The 20,924-nt window shown below is 37.8% G+C and carries 18 protein-coding genes and 1 tRNA gene; 11 read left to right on the forward strand and 8 right to left on the reverse strand.

What is annotated here, in order from left to right; all coding sequences use genetic code 11:
* The first annotated feature begins 403 nt into the window (after positions 1-403).
* The 7 genes from R3E32_03310 (at position 404) to R3E32_03340 (ending at position 7,154) form a co-directional block, all read left to right on the forward strand.
* A complete protein-coding gene (locus tag R3E32_03310; protein MEZ4883743.1) occupies positions 404-820 on the forward strand; it encodes a hypothetical protein in 417 nt (138 codons plus the stop codon).
* A gap of 15 nt (positions 821-835) precedes the next feature.
* Positions 836-1,306 (forward strand): gliding motility lipoprotein GldH, encoded by a 471-nt coding sequence (locus R3E32_03315; protein MEZ4883744.1) that lies wholly within the window; start codon positions 836-838, stop codon positions 1,304-1,306.
* 92 nt (positions 1,307-1,398) lie between these two features.
* Positions 1,399-1,472, forward strand: a tRNA-Arg gene (locus tag R3E32_03320).
* Positions 1,473-1,677: 205 nt separating this feature from the next.
* Entirely contained in the window at positions 1,678-3,129 is a 1,452-nt protein-coding gene (locus R3E32_03325; GenBank protein MEZ4883745.1) for a DUF1800 domain-containing protein, read from the forward strand.
* A gap of 64 nt (positions 3,130-3,193) precedes the next feature.
* A complete protein-coding gene (locus R3E32_03330; GenBank protein ID MEZ4883746.1) occupies positions 3,194-4,846 on the forward strand; it encodes a DUF1501 domain-containing protein in 1,653 nt (550 codons plus the stop codon).
* 148 nt (positions 4,847-4,994) lie between these two features.
* Positions 4,995-5,537, forward strand: a complete 543-nt coding sequence (locus R3E32_03335; protein ID MEZ4883747.1) for an RNA polymerase sigma factor — start codon at positions 4,995-4,997, stop codon at positions 5,535-5,537.
* Between the two features lie 9 nt (positions 5,538-5,546).
* Positions 5,547-7,154: a hypothetical protein gene (locus tag R3E32_03340; protein ID MEZ4883748.1), complete on the forward strand. Its 1,608-nt coding sequence runs from the start codon at positions 5,547-5,549 to the stop codon at positions 7,152-7,154.
* Positions 7,155-7,292: 138 nt separating this feature from the next.
* Here R3E32_03340 and R3E32_03345 read toward each other — a convergent pair whose 3' ends face one another.
* Genes R3E32_03345 through R3E32_03355 form a run of 3 tightly spaced genes read right to left on the reverse strand, consistent with a single transcriptional unit; the run spans position 7,293 to position 9,949 of the window.
* Positions 7,293-7,811 carry a hypothetical protein gene (locus R3E32_03345; GenBank protein ID MEZ4883749.1) on the reverse strand — a complete coding sequence of 173 codons (519 nt, stop codon included), beginning with the start codon at positions 7,809-7,811 and terminating at the stop codon, positions 7,293-7,295.
* Between the two features lie 12 nt (positions 7,812-7,823).
* Positions 7,824-8,600, reverse strand: a complete 777-nt coding sequence (locus R3E32_03350) for a L,D-transpeptidase family protein (GenBank protein ID MEZ4883750.1) — start codon at positions 8,598-8,600, stop codon at positions 7,824-7,826.
* Positions 8,601-8,656: 56 nt separating this feature from the next.
* Positions 8,657-9,949: a M12 family metallopeptidase gene (locus R3E32_03355; protein MEZ4883751.1), complete on the reverse strand. Its 1,293-nt coding sequence runs from the start codon at positions 9,947-9,949 to the stop codon at positions 8,657-8,659.
* Between the two features lie 524 nt (positions 9,950-10,473).
* Between R3E32_03355 and R3E32_03360 the strand changes: the two genes are divergently transcribed.
* Together R3E32_03360 and R3E32_03365 are read left to right on the forward strand one after the other, a co-directional pair.
* Positions 10,474-11,904: a T9SS type A sorting domain-containing protein gene (locus tag R3E32_03360; GenBank protein ID MEZ4883752.1), complete on the forward strand. Its 1,431-nt coding sequence runs from the start codon at positions 10,474-10,476 to the stop codon at positions 11,902-11,904.
* 84 nt (positions 11,905-11,988) lie between these two features.
* Positions 11,989-13,704: a 1-acyl-sn-glycerol-3-phosphate acyltransferase gene (locus R3E32_03365; protein MEZ4883753.1), complete on the forward strand. Its 1,716-nt coding sequence runs from the start codon at positions 11,989-11,991 to the stop codon at positions 13,702-13,704.
* Between the two features lie 90 nt (positions 13,705-13,794).
* Here R3E32_03365 and R3E32_03370 read toward each other — a convergent pair whose 3' ends face one another.
* From R3E32_03370 to porQ, 5 genes are all read right to left on the reverse strand, one after another.
* On the reverse strand, positions 13,795-14,379 hold the full coding sequence (locus tag R3E32_03370) for a hypothetical protein (GenBank protein MEZ4883754.1): 585 nt from the start codon (positions 14,377-14,379) through the stop codon (positions 13,795-13,797).
* Positions 14,380-14,410: 31 nt separating this feature from the next.
* A complete protein-coding gene (locus R3E32_03375) occupies positions 14,411-15,493 on the reverse strand; it encodes a trypsin-like peptidase domain-containing protein (protein MEZ4883755.1) in 1,083 nt (360 codons plus the stop codon).
* Positions 15,490-16,827: a hypothetical protein gene (locus R3E32_03380; protein ID MEZ4883756.1), complete on the reverse strand. Its 1,338-nt coding sequence runs from the start codon at positions 16,825-16,827 to the stop codon at positions 15,490-15,492. Before R3E32_03380 ends, R3E32_03375 begins: the two co-directional genes overlap by 4 nt.
* A 108-nt stretch (positions 16,828-16,935) precedes the next feature.
* Complete coding sequence (locus tag R3E32_03385) at positions 16,936-18,036, reverse strand: TIR domain-containing protein (GenBank protein ID MEZ4883757.1); 1,101 nt, start codon at positions 18,034-18,036, stop codon at positions 16,936-16,938.
* A gap of 134 nt (positions 18,037-18,170) precedes the next feature.
* Positions 18,171-19,211: a type IX secretion system protein PorQ gene (gene porQ / locus R3E32_03390; GenBank protein MEZ4883758.1), complete on the reverse strand. Its 1,041-nt coding sequence runs from the start codon at positions 19,209-19,211 to the stop codon at positions 18,171-18,173.
* Between the two features lie 78 nt (positions 19,212-19,289).
* On the opposite strand from porQ, the gene R3E32_03395 reads away from it, so the two are divergent.
* Both R3E32_03395 and R3E32_03400 read left to right on the forward strand, forming a co-directional pair.
* Entirely contained in the window at positions 19,290-20,024 is a 735-nt protein-coding gene (locus R3E32_03395) for a formyltransferase family protein (protein ID MEZ4883759.1), read from the forward strand.
* A 195-nt stretch (positions 20,025-20,219) separates the two neighbouring features.
* Positions 20,220-20,834, forward strand: a complete 615-nt coding sequence (locus R3E32_03400; GenBank protein MEZ4883760.1) for a hypothetical protein — start codon at positions 20,220-20,222, stop codon at positions 20,832-20,834.
* Positions 20,835-20,924: the final 90 nt, after the last annotated feature.

Raw genomic sequence — 20,924 nt, forward strand, 5'->3', positions numbered from 1 at the left:
GATGGATATGATGATGTATGTTTAAAAAATTCATGTTGCAAAAGTAGTGAAATTTATTCATTAGATTCCTTCTTCTTTTGTTTCTTTTCGCAAAAAAATGAAAATACAGAAGTCTATAAATGGTACCACCTAACAAATAAAATATAAAGTGAAAATTCTATCTAATTTGTTAAAAATCCGCAGAAAAAAATAAATATCGTAAAAAAAACACATAGACTACACTTTTAGTGTGATTTGTCATTTTTTTTTAGTTACAGAGTTCTTAATTTTCCTAATAAAATCGTAACTCTAAGTTAAATATGCATTTTTCAAGAACAATTTTTGTCATTTATCATTCTTTATCGTAGCTTGCTTAAATTGAGTTTGCATTCCTTTTTATCAAACGACTCTTTAGAGTGCTTTCATGCAAAAAACATATCTTTCTTACAGCGTTTTTAAGAAAACAAGTCCATTGGTACAGGCTTTTTGGGTGTTAAGCATTGCAATAATTGCTATGTTCATAGGAGTTTTGTTGAGTGGCAGTGACGAAACAGCGTGGTTTATTGGATGTGCATCTATGGGTTTTTATGCATGGTTGAATGCAGTTATTAGCTTTTTTATTACCAAAAAATCAGCAAAATATTTTGGGCAATCTCTTCTATTGTTTGTTTTGCTCTCATTTATCCTCTACTTTGTAGCAGATTTCCTTTCCGAATCAGATGTGATGAGCTTGTACGAATACCGAACTATGTATACAGTAACTGTTGTTTTTTACATTCTCGGCTCAATGGTTGTTGCACTCATGAGAAGTATTGCACAAGCCTTACGAATCAATTATTGACTTCAAATTCAAAAAATGAAAAACATCCTTTTATTGTTTCTTTTTGTTGTAGTTCTGCAATTTTCTGCTTGTAAACCTGCTTTGTACAAACACTTTATTGATATTCCGAACAATGTTTGGCAAAAAGACAATACGGTAGTATTTAAAGTTGACATGGATAAACCCGTGGCAACAGCAGATGTTCGACTCGCTATTCGGTATGTGGATGGATATTTGTACGACCACTTGAAGGTGAATGTCAAACGCATCAGCCCTTCGAATAAGAAATCAGAGCAAGAACTCAACATCAAAATGATGGACGGCAATGAGGGATATATCGGGGAAGGTATGGGTGACTTGTGGGATTTGGAACAAGTGCTTACAGATGGTTTTGAAAATTTTGAAGAATCAGGCACTTACCAATATGAGGTTTCGCAAACTATGAAAGACGATCAGTTTCCATTGGTAGTGGAAGTGGGCTTGATTGTGGAAGAAAAGACAGAATAAGAATTAATTTTCGAATTCTTGGTTTGAAGAAACTTTTTGAAGATTCGGAATGTTTGGAAATTGTTGTTATTTTTGCAACAGCAATACAAAACGGCTCCATAGCTCAACTGGATAGAGTGTCTGACTTCGGATCAGAAGGTTGAGGGTTCGAGTCCTTCTGGGGCCGCATTTTTTTTAAATCCTTGTAAGTTAAATGCTTATCAAGGATTTTTTTTGTTTTTCATGATTTTCCAAAATCCTTGCCTACCGCAAACCTCTCCATTTGCATATCTCCCCAAAATTTAGTAAATTCACTACTGAATCTACACAACTCCCCCACAGCCACATTTTCACTCTCTATTTTTTTCATCAATCCTATAGTTGTTTACACAATGAACACACAACTCCTTACCAACTGTGCCAGCAGTTCTTTAACACCTTATACACCCAACGAAGCCAATCCTTGGAATCGAAAAAAAGCGATGCACCTTTTGCGGCGTATGGGTTTTGGCGCATCCCATCAGCAAATTGAAGCTGCTTTGACCGTCAATCCCTTGCACCTTGTCGACCAAATACTGATTGATGCACTCCAGCAGCCTTTACCCACTGCTCCTTCTTGGAAAGATTGGACAGTCACAGATTATCAAACAAACATGGACGCATTGCAAGAACATATTTTAGAATGGAATACCCGATGGCTGACGGATATGGCGGCGAACGGTTTTAGAGAACGCTTGGCTCTTTTTTGGCACAACCATTTTGTGACCCAATTAGAAGTCTATGTTTGTCCTCCGCAAATGTATAGTTACCACAAACTACTGCAACAATACGCTCTTGGCAATTTCAAAACGTTTACCTACGAAATGGGCAAAACTCCTGCTATGTTGGTTTATCTCAATGGTATTCAAAATGATAAGAATCAACCCAACGAAAACTATGCCCGTGAACTCTATGAATTGTTCACATTAGGGCAAGACAAGGGTTATACCCAAACCGACATTGCAGAAACTGCAAGAGCTTTGACAGGTTGGGTCGTTCCAGTTGGTTGCAGTGAATCTGTTTTTTTCGCACCTCGTCACGACAACGGCATCAAAACGATTTTTGGTCAAACAGGTAATTGGGGCTACGACGAATTACACGATATTTTGTTTGAACAACGATCAGATGAGATTGCAGTACATATCTGTACCAAAATTTACAAACATTTTGTAGGAGTTGAAGTAAATGAAACGGTGGCAAACGGATTGGCTAAAACCTTCAAAGACAATAATTTTGAATTGGCTCCTGTATTCTATCAACTGTTTCAAAGCGAACATTTCTTTGACGAAGCCAATGCTGGCACACAAATCAAAAGTCCATTGGTGCATCTGATAAGTTTTTTGAATGATGCAAATTTCACCTATGGCGCTGACATTGTGCAGTTTTTGGGATATGGAGCAGGTGGCTTGGGGCAGCAACTTTTCAATCCAGTAGATGTAGCGGGCTGGCCAGGGGATAAAGCCTGGATAACAACTGCTACATTGACAGCACGCTGGCAATACATTCAAGCATACATTGGCTATGTCTATGAAACCTATCCAACTGAACTTGTAAATTTTGCGAAACAATTGTCGGGCAACTCCAATGATCCTGCACTGATTAGCCGCAAGATTGTCAATCATTTTGTGGTGAATGGGCTTCAAACGGAAGAGGAATACAACATTGCTACAACGGTATTCAAATTTGAAGTACCTCAAAATTATTTTGATGATGGAAGTTGGAATTTAGACTGGCCTTATGTGGAAGTGATGGTGGCACTTTTGCTCATTCACATTTCACAGTTGCCTGAATTTCAATTGGCTTAAAAAACATCGGTGATCAAAATCACCGTTACAGAAAAAGTATTCCAAGCTCCAAAAAAATAAAAAAATGTCACATCAATATAATCTCGATCAACTCAAATCAAAACTCAAAGCTGCAAAAAAACAAGATGGTAGCAGCCTTCAACATGGTTTGGCACACGAACAAGCACACCGTCAATGGAGCCGTCGAGGCTTCCTCAAAGGATTAAGCATTGCAGGAGGAGTGTCTATGCTTTTGGGAAAAACACCAATTAATGCTGCAACCCCTTCTCCCTTTTTGAAGGCATTGGCGGAGGCAGAAACCGATAGAATTTTGGTGCTCATTCGTTTGAAAGGTGGGAATGACGGTTTGAATATGATTGTTCCAACTTTTGATTATGGCACTTATTCCAGTTTACGTCCTACGATTGCAGTACCGACCAGCAACCTCATCGCACTCAGTTCCGAATTTGGTATCCCCAACTATATGAACCCACTGCAATCTCTTTGGCAAAAAGGGCAAATGAAGGTGGTGCATAGTGTAGGGTATCCAGACCAAAACTTATCCCATTTTCGCTCATCAGATATATGGGCAAGTGCAAGTGATTCCAACGAAGTTGTGCAGGATGGATGGCTGGGGCGTTATTTGAGTGGAGAATACCCCGATTATTTGACCAACCCTCCTGCAGTTCCTCCTGCCGTACAGATTGGAGGTTCGGGTAATTTGGTTTTCAAGGAAGGGTTGAACAACTTGTCGGTGGTGGTGAATAATCCTGAGCAATTGTTTGAAATCGCTCAAACGGGTACATTGTATGACACACAGGCCGTTCCAGAATGCTTGGTAGGCGATCAGTTGAGTTTTTTGAGGGCTGTAGCCAATACTACCTTTATCTATGCGGATGTAATCAAAAATGCCTACGATGCGGGAACAAATAATATGGATTACAGTACCGAATTGGGGCAGCAGTTGTCGTTGGTGGCTCGCTTGATCAAAGGCAATTTGGGTACAAAATTGTTTATGGTTGAACTCGGTAGTTTCGATACACACGCCAATCAAAACAACCAACATCCCAATTTGCTCAACAGTTTGGCAGGTGGCATCCACGATTTTTTTGCAGATTTGGAGGCCGCAGATTTGGCTGACAAAGTGTTGGCAATGACCTTTTCGGAGTTTGGTCGTCGAATAGAACAGAATGCTTCTGGCGGTACAGACCATGGTGCTGCTGCACCTCTGATGTTATTTGGCGGTGGCTTGAATGGAAATGGTTTTTTAGGCACTCCTCCCAATTTGCAGGACTTGGATGAAGTTGGTAATTTGAAATTTCACACCGATTTTCGGGAAGTTTATGCGACGATTCTGGAAAATTGGCTGTGTGTAGATGGAGAAACTGTTAACAACTTGTTGAGTTATGACTTCAATAGAATCAGTGATTTAGGTTTAGATTGTACAGACGCAACTTCAATTGCAGCTTCTCAAAGACCTACAATCGAACACCAAGCCCGTTATGATGCAAATGGTCTGATTTTCATACACTATACTTTACTGCAATCGGCGCATGTTCGATTGGATATGTATAATTTGGCGGGGCAAATAGTTGAAACTTTGGTTAATGACTATCGACTTTCAGGAACCCATGAGGCAGTATTTCGGCCTTCAATGGGTCTGGCCGTAGGGCAATATATTTACCGCATTGAAGCAGGAGGACAAGCGGTGAGTCGGTCAATTGTTTTAGGAATTTAAAAAATAATGAAAAATTCTTGAAAAAAAAAATTACCATTGAGCAGCGTTTCACGCACTTCAATGGTCTTTCTTTACATAACACATTCACTGTGTTCCAAGCTACTCTAACCATTAATAGCACTGATGCTATTAGATTAATTGATATTTAGTGTCGGACGATGAATTGATAAAAGGTTGTATCCGAGAAAACAAATATTGTCAACGAGCTTTGTATGAACGATTTGCGGGCAAAATGATGTCCGTTTGCATACGTTATACAAGGCATCGATTGGAAGCGGAGGATATTCTGCAAGAAGGATTCATTAAAATATTTAATAATATATCAAAGTTCCAACACAAGGGTAGCTTAGAAGGTTGGATTCGTCGTATTATGATTAACACCGCACTGAGCAACTACAATAAAAGTAGTTTTCAAAAAGAACTTATTGGCATTGAAGATTATCAATCTGGTACAGAAGAACCAAAAGCCATTCAGCAGCTTACGGCGGATGAAATAATGGCAGTAATCAATACATTGCCAGATGGTTACAAGATTGTATTCAATTTATATGTTATAGAGGAATATAATCATGGCGAAATTGCAGAAATGTTGGATATCACCCCCAGCACTTCAAGGTCGCAGTTGGTCAAAGCACGTCGAATGCTCCAAAAAAAAATTATTTTACTTAGAGAAGCAGGTCTGAACAGATAAAAAAGTAGCATGAAAGAAATGTACGACATAGATGATTTCATCAAACACAAAGTGCAAGGACACGTCTCAGATGTGCCTCCGCATATATGGGATAATATTCAGCGAAAACGCTCTTATCCTTACACCCTTCTGAATTTTTTCCGTGTCAGATGGCGTTCTGCCAGTTTTGTTATTGCACTATTGGGATTACTGTGGATGTTGGTGTACCAACAACAGAGCAACACACAATTGGCAATTCATACAAATGATAAAGCTATGGATGTCAGTAATTTGATTGACAGTCATAAGCAAGCATTTGATTCCAATGATTTGAAACAAATGCCGATAGAAAACAGTGGTTATTCTCCAACTGCTATGAATTATGACCAGAATAATAAAGAAAGCATCAGTTTTGTCCCATTCAAAAATGAATACCAATGGAGCAATTCCTCAACAAACATGGTGCATAATTTGACTACAACGAATACACGTATCAGCTCCTTCAATGCTGCAAAAAATACTTTTGCAGATACTAATAAGAACAATACTTCACATATTGTAAACAATAAACTCCAAAATAATTCAAAACAAAATTCAATCACTACAAACAGGACGCAACATAAGAATAACAATAGTTTAATGAATCTCGACAACGAATGGGTGCAATCTGCTTACTCAACAGATGGTAATAAAAAAGTGAGCTATCCTTATGGCCCTCCTATTAAATATTACCAAGCTATTCCTGACTATGATTACAGCCGTTTGAGTGTAGAAGATTTACCGCAGATATTGGAAGCTATTCCTTTGAAGGAAAATATTTTGCATATTAAAGATGCCAATGAAGATGGAGGCGAGATTGGAGAAGAAATCATTACAGAAAATTTGATGAACGAGCGAATTGCAGGGGAAGAACTATTGAAGGAAAAAGAAATTAAAAAAGAGATGCCAAGAAAGCCCAAGAAGAAAAAGAAAAAGTGGCTATGGCTAGATTTAGTGGCAGCTCCAAATTATGTGGTTAAGAATTTGACCAGCTACGAATCGACTCAAGAATCCAACGAATACGTAAATGCCAGATTGAGGTCAGAACAAGCCAAATTTGGTTATACGCTTGGAATGAGGGCTTCTTTCCGTTTACACGATGTATCAGAAATTCGCACAGGCATATTGTATTCTAAGATTACCGAAAAATTTGAGTACCAACGTCCTCCAGAGATTGATCCTATAACAGGGAAAGAAACAACTTTTGCTTTGGAAACGAATAAGAATAAATACGAGTTCATAGATATTCCAATTTTGATAGGTTATCGGGAAGACCGAAAAGTATTTGACTTCAATGTGAATTTTGGTATCTTATTGAATCTTGCATTTACACAACAAGGACGGATATTAGATCCTGAAAGTTTGGCTTCTATTGATTTGCGAGGAACAAATGATGCACCGATTTTTAAATCAAGAAGCGGATTGTCTCTTTACAGCAGTATTGGCTACAATTACAAATTTTCGGATAAAGTACATTTGTTGATTGAACCATCCTTGAAATACGTTGTACGTCCGATTAACCATTGGGAATATCCTGTTAGACAGCGATTTCATACGTTTGGACTTACCACAGGTTTGCGGGTAAATATTGGCCGATAAGCAATGAACTTAAATTAAAAAACCGCTTCTTAATGAAGCAGTTCAGAATTTTATATTTCAAAAAAGCCATCGAATACAAAAGATTCGATGGCTTTTTTTATCTGCAAGGTTTGTAAATTGAAAGTCTGCACTTCAAAATTAACCACGCCAGTCATCATCAGTGCCTACAAAAGTCCAGCGATTGTCACGCATATTGAAGTAAAACATTTTTTCGGGTAAGCGATTGATTTTCACCAAAACTGTTCCTAAAACTTCATCATAGTTAGCGTGACGAATGGTAAAATCTTCAATTTTATCAATATCAAAATTCAAAAAAGACTTCAAACCATACTGCGTACTGTATTCAGCGGCTTCTGCAATTTTGCCTGATTGCATCAATTGAAGGAAAAAACGAACGTGTTTTTGAAAGGCATCTTCCTCCTTATTCTTTTTTCTTTTTTTCTTGGTCACAGATTTGCTTGAAGCTGCATTATCTTCACATTGAACAATCAGTTTGCAGCCTTCTAAGCCCAAAGTGATGCAGTCAAATTCATATTCTTCAATACAAAAATCATTCACTTCCAGTTGGGTTATATTCGTTCTTTGCTGACAAGAGGTCATAAACCAACCGCAAAACATGAGCTGAAGAAGTAATGAATGTTTGATATTTATTGTCATTTCAATTTTTCTTTACAATTGTGGATGTACCAAATATTCACCCAAAGCATCTATTTCAATTTGAGGAAGTTGTTTGTGGATTTCAAAATAATCATAGGCTTGCTTTAGGCTACTCCAAAGCTGTAAATTGCTGGGTTCATCTGCATATAGATGCTGTAAAATAGAATATTTGAAGTCGGAAAGCCTTGAAGGAAAAATATGGACTGGCAATTCACTCATTCCACCGTATTGCACTTGTGCTGCCAGCCAATATACTTCTTTTATAATAGGGTCTGTGATAGATACACAGCCCAAAGAAGCGCAATGTCCATGAATGTATATATCACCTCCTAAATTGCTATATGGACTTTGAATGCGGTCTGCATCATTCGGATAGTCGATTTTCATGGAGAGGTAATAATTGCTGCTGGGATTGAAGCGAGAAATGTGGTAAAAACCTTCGGGAACTTGTTGGTCTCCTTGTTTTCTTTTGGGACCCAAATCCCCTGACATCGCACATACATCATAAGATTTGACCATGGTCATTGGACTATCTACTTCATTTGCAGCCCATAACTCGATAATGTGTTCACTTTTGAACACACGCATGAAAAGAGTTTTTGGCGGATACTCCAACCCTTTAGCATCAAAAATCTTTTGCAGAGTAGCATCTTTTTCGCTTTGAGCGGCACGCACACGAGGGTACTGCAACTGTGTCTGCAAAAAACTGGGAGCTAATAGGCGGCTTGTATCTGCCAACACAACCAATAGCGTGAGCAAGCAGTAAATGATAGGCTTCCATTTTTTCATGCCCCAAATATAATATATTTTTTGCAAGATGTGTTAGTGTCCATTTTTTGGATTTCTCAATGCTCTTGCAAGTAGGCCACATAATTGCCTCTATCATTGTTACTTGCTTTCATGGCCAAGTAGTATTTTTTGTCGCTGTCCACATAAATTTTTCCTTGACCTGTCCCGTTCCGATTGTAGGTGTAATTCCATCCCCAAAAAGATTTGTAAAAAGTAGTTTGGGCATTGATAGAATAAGTGTACCAACCTGGTTCGAGAAACACAAACTCAATGGTTTTTTGTTTGCTGGAAAGTGAAAGATCCATTTGCGTATTTGCCCCTCCAATGCTTAGTTGAATTATTTCAGAGCATTGATTGTCCCCCAAAGCATTGGTGACAGCTACGACAATGTTTCGGTCGGGGGGTGTTATTGGAGGTTTTGGTTTAGTTGTTGGTTTTGGTTTGGTGACGGGAGGATTAGGATTTGTAGTGGGCTTTGTGACAGGTGGAGAGTTGCCGCAACCAATTGCATTGCTGTATAAATATTTGATGCCTTGCAAATCACCGCTGCTTAATTGATTTCTTTGGCCCATTGAACTTGGACATGTTCCTCCTTGACAGCTAATGGTTTCTCCTCCAGTATAGCTAAATGCCCACGCAGGGTAGTGCATGATAGAGTAGTAATCATAGGCTCCAATATCAATGCCCATAGAAACGTGTTTTTCGAAATTTTGCTGCTGAGTAGGATCAATATTGTTCCAATTGACGGTAATATAATTGTCTCTATCAGAGCGGGATTGCTCGTGAAACAATCCTACGGCGTGACAAATTTCGTGGACAATCGCTCCAAAATCACAGTTACCGATATTGATTTCTTGCATTCCTCCTTGCCGCCCAACATAAGACCAACAACCTAAATTGTAGCGTACAAACTGTACATAATCCCGTTCTCCACCTCGAGGCACCATACAAATGTTGGTGTTGTTGGAGAGGTACTCAATTGCTTTCAAAATCGTGTTTCTTTCGGGGTGATTGTTTTGAATGGTATAAGGAATGATTCCTTCATCCCATCGGTAATTGTTGGAGGCTATGGCAACTGCACCTTGTATCAAGTTGTTGATGGGAGAAGTTTGATTGATGGCAATATCCCCTTCTAAAAAAGCTCTTCCTTCGTCTATTTCAACAGTTACGGTTTGCGCTATTTTGTGAAAAGGCAATATGGTTGAAATGCGTTTTAGCTGATTTTGGGTTCTACGGTTTTTGAGGTCGGTTTTGTAGCGTTCTTGTGCATAAGTATTTGTTGAGAATGTTAGAAATGTGAGTATGAGGAGCATACCAATTGCGCCGAGTTTAAAAAATTGGTATAACATAATAATGCGTTTTTTAGGATGAATCTAAATCTACTTTTATTATTCAGTTTTAGACGGTTAAATAAAAGAAGGGATTAACGAACTTGTTAGAAAAATGCAAAAAAAAATAAAAAAAAATTGTTTTTTTGTCCAAAACCCATCCTTCAATTCGTCTAATAGGATATACCAATCTAAAAAAAGAGGTTTTAAGGTTTAATTTTTACTATGGCGGTCGTTCTATGTAGAGGCATAAGCGACCGTTTTTTTTTAGTAGAAAAATTAAGGCTTTTGACGTTTTCTTTTGAGAAAACACTGATTTTCAATCTCTCCCATATTTTAAGAATAAACTTCAAAAGTGTCCACACACCCAAATCTTCAATGAATCTAAATAGTAACTTATTTTTGTGCGTAACTATCTCAATTTAATTGTGTTAATAACACCAATAACCAGCCTTAACTAACTAATTGCGTCACTAACTTTTCCTTCTCCCTTCAATAACTTAACTTCGCAATTGTTGTCAATTTCAAAAAACGGGCATTTCAAAATGAAATATTTATTCTACTCATTCTCTGTATTTTTCCTAATGAATATTATTCATTCACTCAAGGCTCAAACAGTTCCTTTTGAACTGGTTTTTGGAGATTCCAATATCAATGAGAAAGGCATTGCTTCCCTTCAGTTGCCCGATGGTTCTATTCTGATGGTCGGTAATACAGATGCAACAGAAAACGGAAACAGTGAGATTTCACTCACTAAATTTAGTGCTGAAGGGCAATTTATTTGGAGTGAAACCTATGGAACTCCCAACCATGACTATGCTAACAATGCGGTGATAACTCAAGACGGAAAGATTGCAATAGTTGCAGAGAGTCACACGATTGTAGGAGGGAATGCAGATGGAATGGTTTTGTTAGTGGATATGGATGGAAGTGAAATTTGGTTGAATTTTTTTGGAGAGGAGCATCTTAATGAATCTTTTTATAGCATTGACAAAACGAATGACAATGGTGTGATTATCTGTGGATTTATTACAGGAGAAGGTTTTGGAAACGATCATTTTGTGGCTAAAATCAGTCAAAACGGAGAGATGGTATGGTCAAAATCGTATGGTTCTCAAAAAAATGAAATCGGAGTCTCCATCAAAGAAACTTTGAACGGAGACTTTATCTTTGTGGGCGACAAACAGCAAGAAAATAATGCCTATGGCATTGAGGCTTTTAGATTGGATAAAAATGGCGATATTATCTGGCAATTAGACATTAATGGTTTTGAAAATGGGGGCTGCAAAAATATGCTTATTGACAGCAGAGGTGATTGTGTCATTGTGGGAGAAGCTGTTCCTAAAAAGAATGAAGGTTTTGATATATTGTTGGTCAAAATTGATGCACAGGGTGGCTTGATTTGGGAGAAATTCATTGACGGCACTGAAAAAGGGGATGCGGGTTTTGACTTGATGGAGCTTGATGCGGGAGGATACATGGTTGCAGGGTATGGCTTTAATGCTGAAACACAGCAAACCGATGTAGTGGTAAGTCAGGTAAACATAGAAGGCGAAAATGTTGAAATACAATATTTTGGAGGCTTGGGATTTGATATTGGATACGATATCATTCCGTCTATTGAAGGTGGATATTATGTAACTGGGTCGAGCTATTCAGAAACTGACAACCAATATTTTTTAGTACACAATTATCCCCTCAGTGTGGGTATTGAAGATAAGGGCATTTCTGGTTTGAGTTGGACTGTTTACCCAAATCCACTTTCGGACGCTACTACCTTGCTACAATTGGATGCTGCTTTTCCGTTGGAGAAAGTAGTTGTATCTGTTTTTGATTCAAAAGGCATTCTTGTGTTTAATCACTTTTACAATAACCTGCAAAATATACTGTTACCAGCGGAATTAAACTCTGGAACATACATTTTGCAGCTGGCTATCAAAAACGATACATTTTACAAAAAAATCATTGTGAGGTAATTTTCCCATTGAAGTTTTGATTACAAACTTGAATTTGTATTTTGGGAATTCTTTTTATCATTCAATATCAATAGTAATTCCTCGATGCCTTTAAAACACGAAATAGATGAACAAGGAGAATACAACTTTGTGATTCCTAATATTGAAGATTGGCCTATTTACAGAGTTGGCGAAACCAAAGCGGAATTTTTAGAAGATTTGATTGCCCGCAGCAAAGAAAAAATACGTGAGTTGGCGGGCAGTCCTCGGAAACTACATGATATTTTGGCTCGTACAAGGTACTTGGAGCAAATTCGCATACAAGAAGAACCGTGGCGGGTGGATCCAAAAGATGATTGGAGATTTTGGCACAAAAAAGTGAAGAAAGTATTGCTGAAAAGTGTGACAGAACACAATTACGAAAAGGGACTTAGTCCAGATGAAGAGGCTATTTTTGACACCATCATTAGACGATATGCAGACGAAATAGTTGGAACTTTTCGCCCTCCTACCTATCGTTTTGCGAGTAAAGTATTGCCACGTTTTTTATCTCGTTTGCTCAATGCTTTTTCTTCCCGCAAGTTTTGGAAAGTAGATTACCGCCTCAAAGATCGCCTCAAAATCACTGGCCCTCTCGAATTGATTCGGGAGTTGTCATTGAAGGGAACATTGGTCGTTGTGCCTACTCATTTTAGCAATTTAGACTCGATTTTGGTTGGCTGGTCTTTACACACGATTGGTTTACCTGCCTTTTTGTATGGTGCAGGATTGAATTTGTTTAACAGTCGAATATTTGGGTACTTTATGAGCCGCTTGGGAGCTTATCGTTTGGACAGGCGAAAAAAGAACCCTCTGTATATGGAAATACTCAAGATGTATTCACAAATTGTGACTGAACGAGGCTGTCACAGTTTGTTTTTTCCAGGAGGAACTCGTTCACGATCTGGTTCTATTGAAACCCGTTTGAAGTTGGGCTTGCTTGGAACGATTGTGGAGGCGCAAAGAGTCAATTTTGTGGACCCTCCTCCAAAATATGGAAATTTGACCCCAAAGCGTGGCAATAAAATTTTTATTCTACCACTTGTCTTAAATTACCATTTTGTGCTGGAAGCCAAACGATTGATTGAACAACATTTGAAACAAAGTGGTAAGGAAAAATACTATATTGACAAAGATGTGTTCCCAAGTGGCATAAAGGCACATAAGTTTTTGACGAGTATGATTGGCGAACGTTCCGAAATTCTTCTTTCTTTTGGTAAACCCATTGATATTTTTGGACACCCAGTTGATGCCGAGGGCAATAGTTTAGACAACAATGGAAAACCTATTGACATCAGCAACTATTTTGTATCGAATGGAAAAATGAGTGAGGACAAGCAGCGTGACGAAGAATATACCCGCTTGCTAGGAGAACACATTTTGAAGCAATTTTATCGCTACAATGTGGTTATTTCCAGTGATTTAATTGCTTTTATTGCATTTGAAATTTTGAAAAAGAGGAATCCTAAGCTTGATATTTATGGCTTGATGCGTTTGCCAGAAGAAGAGCGAGTAATTGACTACGAGGAGTTTGTTGCAATGGTCAAAAAAATCAGAACTGAGTTGAATCTGAGGGCAAAACAGGGTGAACTTCAAATTGCAGATCATTTGAATACCGATATACATCGCCTTATCAATCACGGATTGAGCAATATTGGATTGTATCACACTGAGCGTCCTGTACGAAAAAACGAAGCTGGGGATATATCAAGTGACAACATGAACTTGCTTTATTATTACCACAACCGCTTGTTGGGGTATGAGCTGGAGAAGTTGATTTGAAGGGTAATGCTAAATGGTGAAGAGTTGGGCAATTCTATAATGCAATATGCTTGTTTCCAAAGTATTGTTTGAATTTGATTTGGGTTTGCCTTATTCCCTCTCCCTATAAAAAATCAACTCCCCTTCAATCTTGAACGCATCAGGTTTCATCCACATCACCTTCTGCTCATTTTCAATAACATAACGTTTATTGACATCATATTGTAGCTTCTCAGTCGTATCATAAATCGGATTGCGGCTAAGATTGGTCACTTCAATAAAGCTCGGCGTAACAGCATCTTTACCAAAAGTGATGTCTATTTTTTGGGTTCGCAAATCGGGATTCATTGCAGTATAATGTACTTGAAGTTGACCAAGACCATTCGCACTACTATCAATTTGGTAGCTGTCTTTCCATGCAGGTTTGTTGATATCAGAATTGACAAACGGGCGAAATTCAGTTTCCCAATCAATTTCAGACAATGCCTTTTTTTCGAGTTCACCGTTCAGCGATGCAAATTTGTGGAGGACAATTTGCTGAGATTGAAAACTTTGTATTTGAGACTGAAAAAACTGTTTCAGGCTAAAGTAGTAGTTCGCAGTTGACGCATCTGCAATCGAAGGATTCTTACTTGAACAAGCAGAAAAAACCATAAAACTCAACCAGTAACTACAAATCAATACATATTTTTTCATTTTTATTCTCATTTTAATTTTCATTTATTCCTCACTCTTCCTGTCGCTTCCAGATTGCTCCATACTTTTCTACCAAAATATCGTCGTAGTAATCTGCTTTTTCAAACAAATTACCAAATACCTTTCTAGCTGTTTCACTTGAAAAATAGCGTTCAGAAATGATGAATGACAAAATAACATCTTGCTGACTCACGCTAAAAACCAAATCTTCGAGGGTATAGTTCTCCGTAAGCAAGTATTTGTACAAACTACCGATGTTTTGTCTGGGTAAACGACAAAGATGGGCATCACCAATGATAAAACCTGTATTTTCTGAATATGAAAGCCTTACGATAGCACTTCCTTCCTCTATTTCCCATTGATTCGCCCCCCTTCTTGACAAGGCTACATCTTTCCCCAATTCCTTGATAATGTCCTCCACTTTTTGAGCAGTTCCAGAAGGCACATAAGCCGTTTCTTCAAAATCCATGCGATTGCCACAATCAGGACAGTAGTTGTCATCAATTTCAGCCCTTTTAGAAAGATTGAAGCAAGAACTACAGCGCACTACCCTTTCACCATAATGCTGCTGGTAGTCTTTGATGGATTCTACCAGATAATGAGTCGGTAAAGCAAAGCCCAAATTGCTGCCTCCTTGAATGATAAATGTATTGACCCCTACAATCATACCCGATTTGTTGACCAAAGGTCCACCACTATTGCCAGGATTAATCGCCGCATCAATTTGTATATAGTTCACATTGTTATAAAGTCTTGAAGACTTAGAAACAATACCTTGTGTGGCAGTATATTTCAATCCATAAGGATGCCCAATAGCAATAATGGCATCCCCTTCCATCAATTCATTTTGAACAGCAATAGCTACACTCGGAATATCTGCAATATAATCAGGCACTTGTATGAATGCCAAATCATACGCAGGATCTTTGAACAACACAGGCTGAATGGTCTTGGGCACCAATTTTCCTGCAATCATCACATCAATACTTTCCTTGACGACATGGTGATTGGTGACAATCAGGTTGTATTCTTTTAAGTAAAACCCTGTGCCATTACCATGAGGTGTAGAAATCTGAATAATTACATCTCTAAACTGTTCGATTACATCTTTCATAAAGGCTGTCTATCGTATTTAAGTTGTTGGATTTGACGCAACAAAGAAACAAGAAAATCTACTAGGCTTGTATATTTTAATTGGTTGGTATATACCTTGAAGTGTGGAAACCTACCAATGGCATCCTTGTTGATGGCATTGATTTTTTTGCGGATTGCTTTGGTATTAAATGTATTTGTGTCTGCATTGTAATACACTTCCGAATAACCCAATGCTGTGAAATAATCAGAGTGAATGGTGCGAATGAGAAGGTGAAACAAGGCTCTTGTAGCTTGTGGAATACCATAGTAAAACATTGAATATTGAGCGATGTATTCTAAGATACTCACTGCAATATTGTCTTGTTTGCTTTCCAAATAAGCGTTGATACTCGTAATTTCATTGTTGATAAGCGTAGCAATTTGAATAGGAGCAGTCGGAGCAGTAATGCCAAAAGTAGATTTGATGCGATACAAATCACGCAAAATAAGGTCTTCTTCCTCGCTTAAAATATCTCGAAATATTTTTTGTATTTTTTCATTTTTGCGAACAGGTGAATCCTCCAAATTTCCGAAATATTCTTTGTGGATTTTTTCCAGCCTATCCATCAGACTTCCTTCGGGAGCCAACAAGTAGTCTATTCGATAAGTCAGGCTCAATAAAGTATAGGCTATACTTGCTGTATGTTTGTTGGCATCAAGTGATTCTATGCGTAAAAAAGCATCTTTAATCCATTTTTGAAGAAACGCATATTTGTTTTTTTTCTCTTCAATAGGCAATTCCACAACATGGTCATTGCCCATTAATTTCAAACTCGAAAATTCACTCACTAACAAATCATCCTGTTTGTCGGCTTGAGTAGCTACTTCCTTCAATGCAAAATAAAGTTTTTCGGGAGAACCATCCAAAACACTTGTATCAAATTTGAGGCAAATCGTTTTGTCGTGTATAGCAAAGCGGCTATAGTGCAATCCATAGTTGATTTCAACCAACTTACGCATCACCGCCACTATCAACCTATCATAAGTCGCTATATCCGTTTCACAGACCACACGCTCATTGCTTGCTGTTCCTTTGATTTCCTTAGAACCCTGAATCACCGAAAAATGAATCACTCCATCTTCAACCACATAGCTCACATTGTCTTCTCCTTCATCTCGGAGGTAGTCAAAAAAAGCTTGATATGATTCTACATACTGTTGTTTTTCAAAAGCAGCTACTGCTTTATCCCATGCAGCATATTGCTCATCACTCTTGTAAGCATCGCTGTATCTACCAAATCGAATATCAGGCTCATTTTTGCTGTTTGCCCGACCAAAAATTTTCTCCCAAATCATATAAAATAAGTTCGACATATAATTTAGGCGTTTGCCCCAATAGGATATAACACCCAATAAAAATCAAACCCTAAAGCTACCAACAAATGCTCAATAACCGAAAACTTTGACCACAATATTGATAAGTTAGGAATTTTCTTGCTTCAAAGCGGTGATTAGATTCCGCAGCCCCATAGCAATTTCGTAGTAGGCATTGTCTTCATTATCCCAGTCATCTACAAATCGCCAGATCTGCCCGTTTTTTAAGTGTTTTCTAGGAAGCGGTTCCAATTTGGCGAATTCCTCATCTTCAATAGGACATCTTCTAACATAGATGGGAATCAAAATTTTCTGTTCATTTTTATTTCTTCTGACTGCTTCATCAATCAGTTCTTCCGCATCATCAAACAGATTTTCTGTTACAAATAGAAGAATAATGTGTGAAGTATCTAAATTTTGAGCAATTACATCTTTGGTAAGCGTTCCTATTTGTACTTCTGCTTCGTCAAATATATCAATTAACTTTTGTCGCTTCAATAACTTTAGTTGCTTTCTCAACTTCACCATATCATCTTTATCCTGAGTAGAATACGCTAAAAAAATCTTAAAAGGGTCATTGAGAGATAATCGAGCATTGAGTAATCGCCAATCTCCTTTTTTAAAAGAACTTTTCCAAGGAAAACCAGATACATTTTCAGTCCTATTTTTCCATAATTTTCGAAAATCACCTTCTATTCCGTTTTCTCCTTCAACATAAGCACAGGCAAGTCTAAAAGCCTCGTCAATTGTTTTATTCTGAACAAGAGCAGCATAGAATTTTTCAGCAAGCGTTTTAGCAACACTATCACTAATACTTTTTGAAGTTGCAATAACATTGGGAATATTTTCAGATTGCAGCACTTCAACTTGAGCTTCTGTAGAGCAGCCATTCAAAAAAACTAATTTTAAGTTTTTTTGAATCGCAAACATCTTTGCCAAACCACTGGCATAAGTCGTTTTGTTTTCACCTATTGTATTGACTGTGTGAAGACCTTTACCATCTGCATGTCCTGCATAATGAAAAATCGCAATGCGGTTATTGTTATTCTGTTGGCTAAAAACCCTGAAAATATCATCTAAACGGGCTTCAACCTCAACAATTAACTCGCATTTCCCTTCTGATTCCAGACGCTCAAATACCTGTTTAATGGCAATTCTCTCTGCTTTTAAGGATGGGAGTTGACTTTTTTCATCATTCGAAAAAGCCAAAAAAACGATAGGTTTGGAAGAAGTAGGCATAAATAAAATGGTTGTTTGTTGATTTTCAGCAAAGAAACCATTTTTCTGCCATATTTAAAAATTTACTTTTCAGATTAGGCTGAAATTGGCTCAGTTTTTATTTTTTACCCTTTCTTCAATTGTGTACTGATGCTAAAATGATGACTCCCCCCTGCAAGGTGGTAAATTGCTCTACCATAGCTAAAGTGAAAACGCTTGACGTGTATGCCTGCTCCATAAGAAAATCCAACGCCGCCACCTTTGATATCCACGCCCAATTCTTGTTTGCGTTGGTGATTGTAGGCTGCCCGAACCACAAGGCTTTTACCCAGAAACAGTTCGCCACTAAAAATCAAGTGTCGAAACAGATTATCTGCAAAATGGCTCTTATTGCTCTCGTCTCCAGTATCAAAGATAGAATTGCTTTGCAGACTCGGATCATCGTAGCGAATGTCCCATTTTTGGAGGTGATGGGCCGTAATGCCAAAACGAAAAGGTAAATGTTGAAGCCTTTGAGAAACACCCAATTGTATATCAAAAGGTAGATCTTCACGAGTACCACTATAAGTAGAAAGCTGTGTTCCCATGTTTTTGACCACCAATGCAGCACTAAACATGGATTCCTCATCAAAGTAGGTCAAGCCCATATCCAAAGCCAAACCCGTAGAACTATAAGATTCGAGATTAGAGAAAATCATCTTCAAATTCATCCCGTACGAAAACTTCCCAAACTGCTTTGCGCCACCCACATTAAACGCATATTCAGCCGCACTAAAACTCCCCGTCACCAGACCCGTTTCATCTGCTGCAATCAAATCACCATACGAAATATACTGAATACCAAAACCAAAAGTTGCCAAACTATCTACTTCTTTGGCAAAACCCAAGTATCCATGATTGATACCCGCCACAAAAGCAACCGTATTCAAGGACAAATGCGTATCCATTTGAGGATTGTAAAGCGAAGGATTTTGAGCAGCAAGACTCACATCATCATCCATCGCAGCAATTTGAAGCCCACCCAAAGCCGTCACCCTTGCAGAAGTCGACTGATCGAGAAACTCATAAACGTTTTCGCCACCGATTTGGGCTTTTGAAGTAAATGAACTACAAAACAAGGTAAGAAACAAAAAAAAGTATAAAGACTTTGTAATTATTTTATTCATTATTTTTTCATTTTGTGATTTTGAAAATCAAGTTGTTCCTATTTTTGATTTTCATTTCAATTTCAATTATCATTTCAAATGAAATCCATTGTTTTCCTCGGCGCAAAAGCCATTGGCTTCTATTGTCTTCAATACCTTCAAAAGCACTGCAATGAATTAAACATTGAAGTCATTGCAGTAGGCATAGGTCAGCCTTCAAAAGTACACCAAAAGTCGGATATTCAACTGATTGCAGAAGAAAATAAAATTCATCTTTTTGCCAATTTAGATGAACTACCCGAATGTGATTTCATATTATCCGTTCAATACCACAAGATATTAAAAGCCCAACACATTGCCAAAGCCCGTCAACTCGCCGTCAACCTTCACATGGCTCCCTTGCCCGAATACCGAGGCTGCAACCAATTCTCCTTTGCCATTCTCGACGAGGCTCAAGTCTTTGGCACTACGCTTCACCAACTTGAAGTCGGTATAGACAGCGGTGCCATTCTTGCAGAAAAACGTTTCCCCATTCCAAAAGGTTGCTGGGTGCAAGACCTTTATCAACACACACTGACAGCTTCTCGACAATTGTTTTCCGAAAAAATCGCCTCTATTTTGCAGGGAAATTATACACCCATCCCTCAAAACGAACTCATTGAAGCAAGAGGTACAAGCTATCATTTTCGCAAAGAAATCGAGGAAATCAAACAAATTGACCTCAACTGGCCTGCCGAAAAAATCGAACGCCACATTAGAGCAACCTATTTCCCTCCTTTTGAACCACCCTATGCAATGATTGAAGGGAAGAAAATCTATTTTCATGATTTTTAACGAAAAAACGTTCAAAACAAGTTAATAAATGCTAAAAACCATAAAAAAAACTAATAAGTGAACCAATTGAAATTTGATGGGGTTATGGGATTTATATTTATCAAGTGAATAAATGATTATCAGTTTCTTAACAATTGTTAAATTCTAAAATCACTTGTTATTCCATTTTATTAATCCTTATAAAATACTTAAAAAATGATTTCAATTAAAAATCTTGTAAAAACATCTTCTTTTGTTTTAGTTCTAACCTTGTTATTGTCTGGAAGCGTTTTTGCAAAGACTCCAATGGGCGTTACTTCTCACATAAGAGTAGTAACTGAGGACAATACCCAAGCTATCGCCTTGTATATTCCAGAAACCGATGCGCCTAAAGTTTCGATTAAAATTAAAAATGATGCAAATGATGTATTGTTTGAGAAACGAGCTAAGGTAGAAAACGGATATGCACGTAAACTTGACCTTAGTGGTTTGAAAGATGGTCGGTATCACCTTATTATTACTGACGAAATAAAAGTAGTAAACCAAGCTTTCCAAATCGCAAACGGTGAAGTGTTGATGTCTAAATCAGATAGATTTACCTTTACTCGTCCAATTGTTCAATACAATCCAGCGAGACAATTGATGCAAGTTGTTGCTTTTACAGATAAAGACATTGAAGTCAATGTCTTTAATGCCAATGGAGAGAATATTATACAAGAAAAAGGTGCACAACCTTCAGAAGTATATAATTTGTCCGTTCTTCGCAAGGGCGACTACACAGTAGAAGTGCTTTGTGAAGGAGAGAGATTCTTTCAAACGATTCAGTTATAGTTGGTTGAAATAGTTTAGAATTGAAGTTTATGGTAGGGTAAAATTTTGAAGTGAATAGCAATATTTGCTTCAAAGTTTTACCCTTTTTTT

This window comes from Chitinophagales bacterium (assembly GCA_041392475.1).
GTDB lineage: Bacteria > Bacteroidota > Bacteroidia > Chitinophagales > UBA2359 > JAUHXA01.